At 35.3% G+C, this 13,091-nt stretch carries 13 protein-coding genes and 1 pseudogene; 12 read left to right on the top strand and 2 right to left on the bottom strand.

Annotated elements, in window-relative coordinates; all coding sequences use genetic code 11:
• Positions 1 to 13 precede the first annotated feature (13 nt).
• The 10 genes from M3Z76_RS08795 (at position 14) to M3Z76_RS08750 (ending at position 9,388) form a co-directional block, all read left to right on the top strand.
• The gene (locus tag M3Z76_RS08795; protein ID WP_293922525.1) at positions 14 to 265 is read left to right on the top strand and encodes a hypothetical protein; all 252 of its coding nucleotides are present in this window, start codon (positions 14 to 16) and stop codon (positions 263 to 265) included.
• Between the two features lie 283 nt (positions 266 to 548).
• Complete coding sequence (yycF, locus tag M3Z76_RS08790; RefSeq protein ID WP_293922529.1) at positions 549 to 1,259, top strand: response regulator YycF; 711 nt, start codon at positions 549 to 551, stop codon at positions 1,257 to 1,259.
• Between the two features lie 5 nt (positions 1,260 to 1,264).
• Positions 1,265 to 3,115, top strand: coding sequence for a cell wall metabolism sensor histidine kinase WalK (gene walK, locus M3Z76_RS08785; RefSeq protein WP_293922532.1), 1,851 nt, complete (start codon positions 1,265 to 1,267; stop codon positions 3,113 to 3,115).
• Positions 3,112 to 4,443 (top strand): YycH family regulatory protein, encoded by a 1,332-nt coding sequence (locus M3Z76_RS08780; protein ID WP_293922534.1) that lies wholly within the window; start codon positions 3,112 to 3,114, stop codon positions 4,441 to 4,443. Before walK ends, M3Z76_RS08780 begins: the two co-directional genes overlap by 4 nt.
• Entirely contained in the window at positions 4,430 to 5,242 is an 813-nt protein-coding gene (locus tag M3Z76_RS08775; RefSeq protein WP_293922537.1) for a two-component system regulatory protein YycI, read from the top strand. Before M3Z76_RS08780 ends, M3Z76_RS08775 begins: the two co-directional genes overlap by 14 nt.
• Before the next feature lie 12 nt (positions 5,243 to 5,254).
• Positions 5,255 to 6,043 (top strand): MBL fold metallo-hydrolase, encoded by a 789-nt coding sequence (locus M3Z76_RS08770; protein WP_293922540.1) that lies wholly within the window; start codon positions 5,255 to 5,257, stop codon positions 6,041 to 6,043.
• A gap of 126 nt (positions 6,044 to 6,169) precedes the next feature.
• Complete coding sequence (locus M3Z76_RS08765; protein ID WP_293922543.1) at positions 6,170 to 7,444, top strand: S1C family serine protease; 1,275 nt, start codon at positions 6,170 to 6,172, stop codon at positions 7,442 to 7,444.
• 155 nt (positions 7,445 to 7,599) lie between these two features.
• Positions 7,600 to 7,764, top strand: a complete 165-nt coding sequence (locus M3Z76_RS08760; RefSeq protein WP_293922547.1) for a CxxH/CxxC protein — start codon at positions 7,600 to 7,602, stop codon at positions 7,762 to 7,764.
• A 90-nt stretch (positions 7,765 to 7,854) separates the two neighbouring features.
• Positions 7,855 to 8,334, top strand: a complete 480-nt coding sequence (gene rlmH / locus M3Z76_RS08755) for a 23S rRNA (pseudouridine(1915)-N(3))-methyltransferase RlmH (protein WP_293922550.1) — start codon at positions 7,855 to 7,857, stop codon at positions 8,332 to 8,334.
• Between the two features lie 157 nt (positions 8,335 to 8,491).
• Entirely contained in the window at positions 8,492 to 9,388 is an 897-nt protein-coding gene (locus M3Z76_RS08750) for a DNA adenine methylase (protein WP_293922552.1), read from the top strand.
• A gap of 46 nt (positions 9,389 to 9,434) precedes the next feature.
• Here M3Z76_RS08750 and M3Z76_RS08745 read toward each other — a convergent pair whose 3' ends face one another.
• Together M3Z76_RS08745 and M3Z76_RS08740 are read right to left on the bottom strand one after the other, a co-directional pair.
• Positions 9,435 to 10,022 (bottom strand): AlwI family type II restriction endonuclease, encoded by a 588-nt coding sequence (locus tag M3Z76_RS08745; RefSeq protein WP_293922556.1) that lies wholly within the window; start codon positions 10,020 to 10,022, stop codon positions 9,435 to 9,437.
• Entirely contained in the window at positions 9,988 to 11,793 is a 1,806-nt protein-coding gene (locus M3Z76_RS08740) for an AlwI family type II restriction endonuclease (RefSeq protein ID WP_293922559.1), read from the bottom strand. The genes M3Z76_RS08745 and M3Z76_RS08740 overlap by 35 nt, the downstream gene beginning before the upstream one ends.
• Before the next feature lie 234 nt (positions 11,794 to 12,027).
• Here M3Z76_RS08740 and M3Z76_RS08735 point away from each other — a divergent pair, with 234 nt between their 5' ends.
• Together M3Z76_RS08735 and M3Z76_RS08730 are read left to right on the top strand one after the other, a co-directional pair.
• The gene (locus tag M3Z76_RS08735) at positions 12,028 to 12,531 is read left to right on the top strand and encodes an NUDIX hydrolase (protein ID WP_293922562.1); all 504 of its coding nucleotides are present in this window, start codon (positions 12,028 to 12,030) and stop codon (positions 12,529 to 12,531) included.
• Between the two features lie 173 nt (positions 12,532 to 12,704).
• Positions 12,705 to 13,012, top strand: a pseudogene (locus M3Z76_RS08730) (JAB domain-containing protein); the annotation flags it as partial.
• Between the last annotated feature and the right edge of the window lie 79 nt (positions 13,013 to 13,091).

The following is a 13,091-nucleotide window of genomic DNA, read 5'->3' as shown; positions in this document are numbered from 1 at the left end:
GCAGGGGGTAAATATGAATAACATGCCGAAAAAAGATGCTAAAAAATTGAATGACACTAACTATCAAAAGTATAATAGTGAAGCTGCAAGAATTACACTAATGATTTTTATGGTATTTTTAATATTGTGGGTAGTATATGAAGGATTAGTTTATACAAAAGTACCAACAACACCCATATTATTATTAGGTAGCATAACACTCACAATTTCAATAGTTAGAAGTTACTTGATGAAAAAAGATGCTAAATGGAGTAATAAAAAATAAAAGTATCTTCTTGTATTATTGCGAATATATAAAATAACTTAATTAAACATCGAAGGCTGTTTAGAATATCATACATTTTGTATGCTTCTAAACAGCCTTTATTATTTCTCGGGAAATAAAATAAGGGTAATATTGAAAATGAAATATCTGTTTAATGCGCGAAAACGCAAAGCATGGTACAGTAAAATGAGGGGGTTTTTTAAAGAGCCTTCTTACTATATGACTTTAAATATTAAAACTGTTATAGATAGATGAATATTTGACAAATGAGAGGAAGATATAGATGGAAAAGACGATTTTAGTTGTGGATGATGAAAAGCCGATTGCAGATATTTTGCAATTTAATTTAATTAAAGAAGGCTATCGTGTAATTTGTGCGTATGATGGTGATGAAGCATTGCAAAAGGTTGAAGAAGAGCAGCCTGATTTAATGCTTTTAGATATTATGCTGCCAAAGCGAGATGGCATGGAAGTATGTCGTGAAATACGTAAAAAATATAATTTCCCTATTATTATGCTAACTGCGAAAGGCTCGGAAATTGATAAGGTGCTTGGGCTTGAGATGGGTGCGGATGATTATGTGACGAAGCCATTTAGCACAAGAGAATTAATTGCTCGTGTAAAAGCGAATATGCGTCGTCTCAATGTGGTCGCACAAGTCGAGGAAGTTGTAGAGGAAACGAATGATATCGTTGTTGGTTCCTTGACGATCCAGCCAGATGCTTATTTAGTATTAAAACGTGATGAAGCCATTGAATTGACGCATCGCGAATTTGAATTGCTACATTATTTAGCGAAGCATATCGGACAAGTGATGACGCGCGAGCATTTATTGCAAACGGTGTGGGGCTATGATTATTTTGGTGATGTACGAACAGTGGACGTGACGATACGTCGATTGCGTGAAAAAATTGAAGATAATCCAAGCCATCCTACATGGATTGTGACACGACGAGGTGTGGGGTACTATTTACGAAATCCTGAACAGGAGTAATTACTATGCAAAAAGTTGGCTTTTTTAAATCTATTCATGTGAAGCTTGTGCTCATTTATATTTTGCTGATTATTATCGCCCTACAAATTATTGGGCTGTACTTTTCAAGAGAGCTAGAGCAAAATTTAAAAACGAGCTTTCAAGAATCAATTTTCCAACGGATTGATCTTGTGCAGTATAGTATTCGTGAAGAGATTTTACGTGAACGGAATGATACATCACCACAATTAGAGGAAAGCTTAAGCTCTTTATTAGGTGAATTTTCAAGTGGCGATATTTCATCACGCGATATTAAAGAAATTCGTGTAATTGACCATCGCAGCAGAATTCTTGCAACATCAGAAAGCAACAATCAATCAATTGTTGGCCAGCGCTCAACAGATGAGCTTGTACGCAAAGCGATGGCTGCTGAAGCATTAATTGATACGATTTATTATGATAATAATACGAATAAACGCATGTGGGTGTTGGCTAAGCCAGTATTAGATACAGTAGGACCAGATGGAGAAGTAATCGGTATTATTTATATTGAATCAAATATTGAAAAAGTATTTGAGCAGATGGGTGAAATTAACCGTATTTTCGCTGTTGGAACGGCCATGTCATTAATTATTACAATTATACTTGGAATTTTAATAGCTCGAACGATTACAAGACCAATTTCCGATATGCGTAGACAAGCACAAGCGATGGCAAAGGGCAATTTCTCACGCAAAGTACGTGTTTATGGAACGGACGAAATCGGTCAGCTAGCTATAGCCTTTAACCATTTAACTAATCGTTTGCAGGAGGCACAGTCTACAACGGAGGCGGAGCGCCGCAAGCTAGCAACGGTGCTTAGCAATATGACAGATGGAGTTATTGCAACAGACCGTAAAGGGAAGGTTATTTTAATTAATGAGCCTGCATTGAACTTATTGCATGTGACACGAGAGGCAATGATGAATCGACCAATTGCCTCAGCGCTCGGCTTAGACCAAAATTATAGCTTTGAGGATTTAATTCATATGAAGGAGCCGCTGAATTTAAATTTCAGCACACAGGAAGCCCCTTATATTTTGCGCGCTAATTTTTCGGTTATTCAAAAGGAAACAGGCTTCGTTAACGGATTAATTACGGTATTACATGACATTACAGAACAAGAAAAAATCGATATGGAGCGTCGTGAGTTCGTATCGAATGTTTCCCATGAGCTACGTACACCATTAACGACAATGCGAAGCTACTTAGAGGCACTTGCGGATGGGGCATGGCGTGATGAAAATATTGCACCAACATTTTTAAATGTGACGCAAACAGAGACAGAGCGTATGATTCGTCTTGTTAATGATTTGCTACAGCTCTCTAGAATGGACAGTCAGGACTATGATTTAAATAAGGAATTTGTAGAGTTTAATAAGTTTTTAAACCGTATTATCGACCGCTTTGAAATGTCGAAATCGCAAAATGTTACGTTTGTGCGTTTATTGCCAAAAACGAGCTATTTTGTAGAAATTGACACAGATAAGTTAACGCAAGTAATCGATAATATTATTTCGAATGCATTGAAATATTCACCAGATGGTGGCAATATTCGCTTTGGCTTTACAAGTAATGATAATATGCTGACAGTGATGATTTCCGATGATGGAATGGGTATTCCAAAGGAAAATTTAACACGTATTTTTGAACGCTTCTATCGTGTTGATCGCGCACGTGCTCGTTCGATGGGTGGTACAGGCTTAGGGCTTGCCATAGCAAAGGATATGATCGCAGCACATGGAGGGAAAATTTGGGCAGAAAGTGAGGAAGGAAAAGGAACAACAATCTTCTTCACATTGCCATGTGAACTGAATGAAGAGGAGGAGTGGGAATGAAGTATATTGAGCATATAAAATCTATCATCCTATTCCTTCTAGTAGCACTCAGCATGACACTAACTTTTTTAACATGGAACTATAAGCCAAAGTATCAAACGATTGAGGATATACAGGTTGAGCATGTTGCACTTGGAGAACAAAAAGCATTGAATCGAGTTGTGAAGCCCTATCGTCTGCTTTTTAAAGGAGAGGAAAACTTCACAGGCACTATATCAAGTGCAGTGATTGATACATTGATGGATGAGCTTTCAGAGATGGAGGCAAATGACCTAACATTGATCAATCATAATTTATCGGATGATAAGGTTAATGAAATGCTACGTATGCCGAATCGCATGACGCTATTTTTCCAGGCAGATGTCCCAATACCTACATTTGCAGCAATGTTGCCATTCCATAATACTAAAGACATTCCGGAAACGACATTTGATCGCATTGTGATTGATTGGAGTTACTTATCAACAACAAGCCAGCTACAATTTTTATTTATTAACTCGGATAATCGTACATTATATCGTTCCGTTGTGAAGGTAGATAATAAAACGAGCTTTAAGCGCAATTTTATCGATCAAGCAGCGAAATTTGATAATTATATGGAAATCGAACGTCCTGGTACAAAATCATTGTATGTTTTAATGAATCCAACAGAAGTTGTTCCCTATACGTATTCTGTTGGGACGATTTCCACAGAGCTGTTGAAAAGAATATTATTTACAGATCCTAATATTGTGCAACGCAATATTGAAAGCACACAATCCGAAAGGTATACAGATGGCATGTCATTAATGAGGCTAGATATGCAAAATCAATCCATCCATTACGTTTATCCACCAGCTGAAAGCCTTTCACCGATTGCTCCATCCATTCTTATGAAGGATAGCATGGACTTTTTAAATGAGCATGGTGGTATTACAGAGGATTATCGCTTGGCTGCAATGAATTATCAAAAGCATATTATTGACTATCAGATGTTTTTTGAGGATCTTCCTGTATATAGCGATACGACCTTCACTCGTATTTCGACAACGTGGGGAGATAATCGTATTTTCCGTTATCGCAGACCGTACTATGTATTCGATATGAATCTTCCTGATGATAAGGCGGCAAAAGAGTTAGCATCAGGACCTCGAGTGATTGAGCAAATTCAATCAAACTTAAAAACAAATATAAATGATATAAATGATTTAGTCATCGGTTATTATTTGGAGCATGATGCGAATGCAGAATTAATTACGCTAGAGCCCAACTGGTTTATGCTGACGGAAAATGGCTGGGAGCGCCTCACTTCAGAGCAGGTAGGAGGTGTTGAATATGGATTGGAATAAAACAAAATCTATATTCATTTTTGTCTTTTTAGTATTGAATATTTTCCTCTATTCACAGTACGTAAATAGCTATACCGAAAATCAAAACGTAGAGGTTTTAGGGGAAAAAAATATCGAGGCGAAATTGAAAGATGATAATATTACGTACTCTGATTTACCTACTATAGAAAAGGCTCCTTATATATCTGGCAAGGTTAAACTATTTGATTTACCAAATGCATCGCAAGGTATAAATGCAATGTATCGTGTAGAGGATGCTGATACGCTTATCGTGACATTGCAAAAGCCTATAAAGCTACGTAACATGGAAGCAACAGGCTTTCAAGAGTTTATACAGCAGCATGTAAGTGAAGGTGCTTCTTATACATTATGGGAGATTGATGAAGAAGAGCAAGTTGCTATTTATTTTCAACGTGTACAAGACCGCACCTTCTATTACTCATTAAAAGGTCTTGTGAAAGTTTACTTTACAGAGCAGGGTGAAGTTTATCAGTATGAGCAAACGATGCTTGAGCAGTTAGAAGAATTAGAGAAGAAAAAAAATCTATTGCCACCGATTCAAATTATTCAAGTATTGTATGCACGTAATTTAATTAAACCAGATTCGCATGTTATACGCATGGAGCTAGGCTACTCCACGTTGTTCCAATTTACGCAAACGCAAGTATTTGCACCAACATGGGAAGTGCGTGTTCAAACACCTGAAGGCACGATTGAGGAGTATTTCGTCAATGCAGTGGAAGGAAAAGTAGTAGATATGCAGCTTGATGTAAAGGCAGTAGAGGAAGAAGAAGAGTAAGGAGTTTTGGCGATGCGATTTAGTGTTTTAGCTAGTGGAAGTACAGGCAATGCAGTCTATGTCGAAAATGATGAACATGCCTTTTTAATAGACGTCGGTTTAAGCGGAAAAAAGATGGAGCAGCTTTTCGCTAAAATTGATCGAGATATGAAAAAGCTTTCAGGCATTTTAGTGACACATGAGCACAGCGATCATATTAAAGGCTTGGGCGTTGTTGCTCGAAAATATAATGTGCCGATTTATGCAAATGAGAAAACTTGGCTGGCGATGGAAGGGAATATCGGCAACATTCCAACAGATTTACGCTTTCATTTTGAGATGGAGGCAATGAAATCCTTTGGCTCAATGGATATTCAATCCTTTGCGGTGTCTCATGATGCAGCAGACCCGATGTTTTACGTTTTTCATGAAGAAGGACGCAAGCTAGCTGTTATTACAGATACAGGCTATGTGAGCGACCGTATGAAAGGCCATATTCGCGGAGCAGATGCTTTCGTTTTTGAGAGCAATCATGATATCGGTATGCTCCAAATGGGACACTATCCATGGAGTACAAAACGCCGCATTTTAAGTGATGTTGGGCATGTATCAAATGAAGACGCTGCCGTTGCAATGAGTGAGGTTATTTTTGATAAGCCTACTCAAATTTATTTATCCCATTTGAGCAAGGATAATAACATGAAAGATTTGGCACGCATGAGTGTTGCACAAACATTGCAATCATGCGGTATTATTACAGGTGAATTCGTGCATCTACATGATACAGATGCGGAGGAGCCAACGCGCTTAGTAACAGTATAAAATAGGCGATATGGAAACCAATTTTCCATATCGCCTATTTTTTATTGCAGATTTAATTAATTTTCATCTAATTTTAATGTTTGATGTGTATGCTAATAATAACAAATGAACGAAAGGACGATTCATATGACAAATTTTGATGAGCATAACACAGAACAACAACAATTAACGCCATTACAAGAGCGTTTACAACGTGAAGAGCTAGAAATGCAAAAAAAGCGAGAGCGCAAAAATAAAGGCGGTAGCAAAGTAGGCTACTTTATGAGTGGCCTGTCAGGTATTATTATCGGTGCACTTCTTGTATGGCTATTGCTACCATCTCTTGTAGGGCAGCTGCCAGGTACAGAACAGTCAGGCTCAGAAACAAACACAAATCATAGTTCAACAATTCAGCAAAGTGTAACAGAGGTGTCCTCAGACACAATATCGGCTGTAGAGCAAGTGTCTGATGCAGTTGTAGGTATTACAAATATCCAAGAGGTATCGAACTTCTGGAATCAATCCGTTTCTTCACAGGAAGCTGGAAGTGGCTCAGGTGTCATTTATAAAATTGATGAAGATAACGCATATATCGTAACGAATCACCATGTAATTGATGGTGCCAAGCAATTAGAAGTCACACTAGCAGATGGCACGAAAGAGGAAGCTCAATTAGTAGGCAGCGACATTTGGACGGATTTAGCAGTCATCGCAATCGACAGCAAAAACGTTAAAACAACAGCCAAATTCGGTGACTCTGATGCATTAAAGCAAGGTGAAACAGTCATCGCAATTGGTAATCCATTAGGCTTAGAATTTTATGGCTCTGTAACAAAAGGTATCGTATCAGGGAAAGATCGCTCAGTGCCAGTCGATTTAAACAATGATGGTCAAGAGGATTGGCAAACAGAGGTGCTGCAAACAGATGCAGCTATCAACCCAGGTAACAGCGGTGGTGCTTTAATCAATATTGCTGGTGAATTAGTTGGTATTAACTCCATGAAAATTGCAGAATCACGTGTTGAAGGCTTAGGCTTCTCGATTCCGATTAACTCAGCAATTCCAATTATTGAGGAATTAGAGCAGCATGGCGAAGTAAAAAGACCAACAATGGGCGTATCGCTACTTGATTTAACAGATGTACCAGCCTTCTACCAACAACAAACATTAAAAATCCCACAAGAAATTACAACAGGTGTCGTTGTCACAGATGTGGTGCAGGGTTCAGCAGCAGAAGCGGCAGGTGTGCAGCAATATGATGTGATTGTTGAAATGGATGGCAAAAAAATCGAAAATTCCATCGACCTTCGTAAGCATTTATATAATGAAAAAGAGGTAGGCGATACATTAGCATTAAAAGTATATCGCCAAGGAAAAATTGTCGAATTACAATTAACATTAAACAATAGCGCAACATTATAATTGTGGATAACTAATAACATATTCATTCACAGCAAGTAGGAAAGAAAGAGCGTTCTTTCCTACTTGTTTTTTCTTTGTTACAATAGATTGTGGATAACATTGTGGAGAATGTGTATAAGTTTGTGGAAATTTCAGATTATTGGAGGTTAAGAAAAATGAAAAAATTTAGTTGCGAAATGCATATAGATCACGCATTAGACATGTTTGTAGCAGAGCAAGAAGACTTCCCAATTATGGATAAACTATCGAATGACGAAAAGTTATCCACAAAGTGTGATTACTGCGAAGAGCAAGCTGCATATATTGTATCAAGTAAATAACTTTACACAATATATTGAATCCTTATGTTGATATGTGGATAACTTCTGTGGATAAGATGTTTGTAAATGAATTGTAAAGGTGGATAAGCTGTGAATATAACAATCATTTCCGTAGGCAAGCTAAAAGAAAAATACTTAAAAATGGGTATCGACGAATACGCCAAACGTCTAGGCAGCTACGCCAAAATCGATTTTCTCGAAGTCCCCGACGAAAAAGCCCCCGAGCAGCTATCCGACGCCGAAATGGAGCTCGTCAAAAAAAAGGAAGGCGAACGCATTCTAGCCAAAATTCAAGACAATGCCCATGTCATTGCCCTTGCATTGGATGGCAAAATGAAAACAAGTGAGGAAATGGCCACGGATTTAGATGCATTAATGACATACGGGAAAAGCAAGGTTGCCTTTGTAATTGGCGGCTCACTCGGCTTGCATGCGGATGTGCTGAAACGTGCAGATGAAAAGCTATGCTTTGGCAAAATGACATTACCACATCAGCTGATGAAGCTAGTGCTGGTGGAGCAGATTTATCGGAGTTTTAGGATTATTAAGGGAGAACCTTATCATAAGTAAGTGCGGTTTTTAGTATAAAGTAACTATTTTTATTTTATATAATCTGCTCTTGTGATAGCACTTAAAAAGTGTGGTAATATTAAAGAGGTACATTAGAAAGGAACTCTTGTTCTGTTTTCGGAGTGTGTTAAAATATAAGAAAACGGGAGGGAAAGTATTGAAACCAGTAATTAAATACCGTGGTGGCAAGCGTTCAGAAATACCTCTTTTTGAGAAGTATATTCCAGTAGAATTTGATACTTATTTGGAACCTTTCTTTGGTGGAGGTGCAGTATTTTTCCATTTGGAGCCAGAGAAGGCTATAGTTAATGATATTAATAAAAATCTTTACCAATTTTATTATGATTTAAAAAATAATTATCTTCAATTAAAAGAAGAGTTAAAAGTGCTTCAAAATATATATGAAAAAAATCAAGAAGAGTATGAATTGAAGAAGAGTATGTTTCCAGAGGAAAAAATACCTAATAAAAATGAAGAATTATTTTATGAAATCCGTCAAGAATACAATTATCCTTCTGGAAAATGGTTACCGGGAACTGTTTACTTTTTCATTAATAAAACAGCATATAGTGGAATGATTAGATTTAATCGTAAAGGAGAATTTAATGTTCCATTTGGTAGATATAAGAATTTAAATACAGACCTAGTTACAGAAAAGCATCACAAATTATTTCAAAATGCTACCATTCTTAATGGGGATTATGAAAAAGTATTTGAAAAAGCTACTGAACGAGATTTTATGTTCCTTGATCCACCGTACGATTGTGTATTTAGTGACTATGGTAATGAAGTGTTTACAGGCGACTTTGATGAGAAAGAGCACGAGAGATTAGCTGAAAATTTTAAAAATCTTAAATGTAAAGCACTTATGGTAATTAGTAAAACAAATCTAACAACTAGGTTATATAAGGGCTATATTGTCGAAGAATATGATAAAAATTATTCAGTAAATATTAGAAATCGTTTCAAAAATGATGCAGTACACTATATAATACAGAATTACGAAGTACCGGTTCCAAAAAAGGAAAAAGTAGCACAATTACTGTTATTTTAAATCATGAGCAATCTTACGTTATAATTGTAAGATTGCTCTTTTTATTTTAAATATTAGAGTTTATGAAAAGTAGCCATTCTTCAGCAGAATGATGATCTAGATCTAACCGTATAAGCTCTTTAATAGCAGCGTGTAAACTGTTTGGGTAATCAAATTTAGAGACATTAGTTACGAGTTTTTTAAATTGTTCTATTGTTAATGGAAGAACAGGAAATGTTGTTTTGTTCTTACTAATCATCATGGTAAATTCTAAATCAATAGACGGGGCAATAAATAAAGTGAAAGCCTCTTTATCATGATTATTAGTAAGATATGTTTTTAGATGTCTTACAACCGAGTCTGCTTCAAAATCTAATTGGCTTGCTCCAGTACGTAAAGAGCATTCAATTAAAATTGAAAAATCCTCAAATTCGATTAATACATCTTCTACTCCACTTTTAGCATTACCTAAAGGATACCCAGCTGAATCCAATTTAAAATTAGGTTGAATTACGTTGTAAGATTCCATGTTTTCAAATACTTTAAAAGTATTCCATTCAAAATAGTTAGCCGTGTTAATTGTTTCTCGATTCATTATATTATCGAAGTAATTTAAAATCTCAATTAGCTGAGTTGAATTTTGTTTGCCACTCATCAAGAGCCTCCTGAATGCCTTCTTTCATTGCTTTTACTCCATTTGAAGAATTAGACTGCAACGAATTAAGTAGATTTTCGAATAAATTTTGTAAATCACATGACTTTAAAGATACACCTGTTAATTTTAAATTTCTTTGAAACTTAAGTAGATTTAAATATTGTTCGAGCGAAAGTGGAAGAATTTTTGTACCTAGTGTGTCATTATAGTCAGCAAAGTGATTAAAGGTATTATCATTTAAAGTTGGGGCAATAAAAAGACAATATAACTCTTTATTAACTCCTTTTTCTCTCAATTCGCTTTGTTTATTACGGTAATGACGAGTAATAGGTTCCGCTTCCATATTGAATTGAGTAGCACCACTAGAAGTAGTAACTTCTCCTAGCACAATAAAATCTTCATAAATAATTTCCATATCAGCCTGATTTCCAGCAGCGTGGGTTACAGGCGATAGCTCTTCATCAATAATGAAATTATTTTTATATTCAAGAGCGTCACCTAATATAATAAAGCCGTTCCAAACTAACCATTCAAAGACCGTATTCTTGTTAGCAAGGAATTTATCCTTCATATGATTTGTAATAACATTATTTTTTTCAAAGTAAACATTTAATAGATCTGTAATATAATCGATATTTTCTGGATTTTGGTATTCTATTTGTTTTTCTTTAACACGTAATTCAATCTGAAGTTCGTGAAGGTAGTAAATAATATCTTTTAATTCTTCTATAGTTGAATTTAGAGAGATATTAGAAAATAGCTTTTTTTGCTGTATAATTTCTGTTTCAACATTTGGGAATACCGAAGAAATTACATGTGCAATTCGATTGTTTTGTTCGAAATACTTAAGAGCTTTCTGATAAAGAGCCTCTTGAGTTTCAAATGATAATTTTGGAAGACTAGGGTTACCGTAATATTCATGAAATACTTCGACGTCTTTATAATTTGGATTTATAGTAGCTAAACTAATTAATTCATTAATTAAATCCAATTTTTCTGGATTTAATACTAACTTATTTCCACGTGCAACGAATAATCCAGTATAACGAAAGTATCGAGTAGTAGCATCGGCAACATCGACAGCATTTTGCATTTTTACTCGGACTTTATCTTTAGATTTTCCTTCACGAATTGTAGTAGCAGAGCTATAGACTTTTGAAAATTTATTGTAAAAATAATCATCAACAAATTGCAGACGAGCGTTTTCTCCAGAAATAGTTTTTAAGTGGTTTCTGAAGTTTTGAATTTCATTTGCAACGCCATCCAATTGTTTGTTATTAGTGACAGTCAAGCAAAATATTGCAATATCCATTTTACTTAAATTCTCAACTTTTTTTAGTAAGCGAAGCACAAAAATAAAGGGGTTCAATTCCCAATCCGCTTCAGGGTAACCACTACCTTTATGTTGAAAGGAAGGATACTGCCACTTTGCTAATTGTTTTAAAAATACATCTTTAGGACGACGTTCTTCTGCTAGCATTTTCCCTGCTTTAGTAACTTTAATAGTTCCATCTTTAGCAGTGTACACAAAACCATAAGTTTTCATTGGAGCAACTCTGTCTCGAGCAGAAAAAGAAGCTTCTTTTTCATAGGTAGAACCTAGAAATTCAGGTAATTCTGCTAATGCTCTTGCAAATAGTTCTTGAGCTTGATGTCCAGCTTTCCCTCTCCACATTGAATTTTCAAAATTTGTTAGCACCTTTAATTCGGGTTGAATCTTTTCAGGGCTTCTAGGAGAACAAGATACATACCAATTAACTTTTTTCGACATAAAATACCTCCAAATGAGTTCTTTGTAATACTCTGAATAAATCATAACACTATAATTTTATAATGCAAAATAAAAAAGATTGTATTTATCTCGTGTACAAATGTGTTTTTGAGAAGTGCGTTTGTATGTTTATTTTGTTATATTTGAAATAAAGTAGCTATTATGGGTTAATGATATATGAAGAAGAAATATCAGAAAAGTCTTATATAATTATAAATGATTTAGGAGTTAAAAATGTTAAATTATACTATTTGTTTTATAAAAAAAGATAAAGAAATATTACTGTTAAATAGAAATAAGAAGCCTAATATGGGTATGTGGAATGGGGTAGGGGGGAAAATTGAGGGAAGTGAATCGCACCTAGAATCAATAATAAGAGAAACATATGAAGAGACTGGAATAATATTGAATAATCCTTTATATGTGGGTAATGTGGTATGGAAAAGTAACAATGGTGACGGAGGGATGTATGTCTATTTATCAGAAATTCCTGATAGATCGGATGTTCAAACGCCACTTTCTACTCTTGAAGGAATACTGGATTGGAAAAATATTGATTGGATATTAGACTTTGAAAATAAAGGTGTAGTATCTAATATAAAGCACTATCTTCCAAAGGTTTTAAATGGAGAAATAGATTTAATACATCAATTTGTGTATAAAGATGGATTGATACTTGAGTATTCCACAACGAAGTTTAATGAATATTCTATCTCTGAAAGTTTCCAACAGCTATGAAAGTTTCCTTATCAAAAATGAAACTGAGACTTTTGCGTTTTAACACATAATCGAAAGAATTAAGGCATAATCATATTATTAATTTAAAGACGGCTTAAATAATTAAAACGAAATGAATTCGATTTTAAATATATATTATCTCCTTGATATTGAATTTCAAGGAGGTAATTTTTATGATAGTAGCAAAACGGGTAAACATCATGTCAGTAAAGTTGGTCAAAGAAGCAAGTATGCTCTACAAACTAAGAAAAGTTCGAAGCCCACAAGACAGCTACGAATTGTTCAAAGAGTACTTAGAGAGGTTGATCGTGAGCACTTTGTCGTAGCATGTCTCGATACGAAGAATCAACCTACAAACATTTCTACGGTCCACATTGGCAGCCTAAATACCAGTATCGTACATCCACGTGAGGTCATGAAAACTGCAATTTTGTCAAACTCAAATTCGATTTTGATATGTCATTCACATCCATCAGGTGATCCATTAAACATAGTATCCTAAACTAGAGTACTCTAAGTATTCAAAGTTTAGGATTTTTTTATTTTAGAACTATAACTAT

The sequence above is a fragment of the Metasolibacillus sp. genome (genome assembly GCF_025291715.1).
GTDB lineage: Bacteria > Bacillota > Bacilli > Bacillales_A > Planococcaceae > Metasolibacillus > Metasolibacillus louembei.
The sequence above is the reverse complement of the archived record's forward strand: the minus strand, read 5'-3'. Positions and strand labels throughout refer to the sequence as shown.

Bases quoted from the DNA above. Each gene is read 5' to 3' on its own strand.
- M3Z76_RS08745 (WP_293922556.1), bottom strand. From the start codon at position 10,022: ATGAGTGGCAAACAAAATTCAACTCAGCTAATTGAGATTTTAAATTAC.
- M3Z76_RS08735 (WP_293922562.1), top strand. From the start codon at position 12,028: ATGTTAAATTATACTATTTGTTTTATAAAAAAAGATAAAGAAATATTA.
- M3Z76_RS08775 (WP_293922537.1), top strand. From the start codon at position 4,430: ATGGATTGGAATAAAACAAAATCTATATTCATTTTTGTCTTTTTAGTA.
- M3Z76_RS08795 (WP_293922525.1), top strand. From the start codon at position 14: ATGAATAACATGCCGAAAAAAGATGCTAAAAAATTGAATGACACTAAC.
- M3Z76_RS08760 (WP_293922547.1), top strand. From the start codon at position 7,600: ATGAAAAAATTTAGTTGCGAAATGCATATAGATCACGCATTAGACATG.
- yycF (WP_293922529.1), top strand. From the start codon at position 549: ATGGAAAAGACGATTTTAGTTGTGGATGATGAAAAGCCGATTGCAGAT.
- M3Z76_RS08765 (WP_293922543.1), top strand. From the start codon at position 6,170: ATGACAAATTTTGATGAGCATAACACAGAACAACAACAATTAACGCCA.
- M3Z76_RS08780 (WP_293922534.1), top strand. From the start codon at position 3,112: ATGAAGTATATTGAGCATATAAAATCTATCATCCTATTCCTTCTAGTA.
- walK (WP_293922532.1), top strand. From the start codon at position 1,265: ATGCAAAAAGTTGGCTTTTTTAAATCTATTCATGTGAAGCTTGTGCTC.
- M3Z76_RS08770 (WP_293922540.1), top strand. From the start codon at position 5,255: ATGCGATTTAGTGTTTTAGCTAGTGGAAGTACAGGCAATGCAGTCTAT.
- M3Z76_RS08740 (WP_293922559.1), bottom strand. From the start codon at position 11,793: ATGTCGAAAAAAGTTAATTGGTATGTATCTTGTTCTCCTAGAAGCCCT.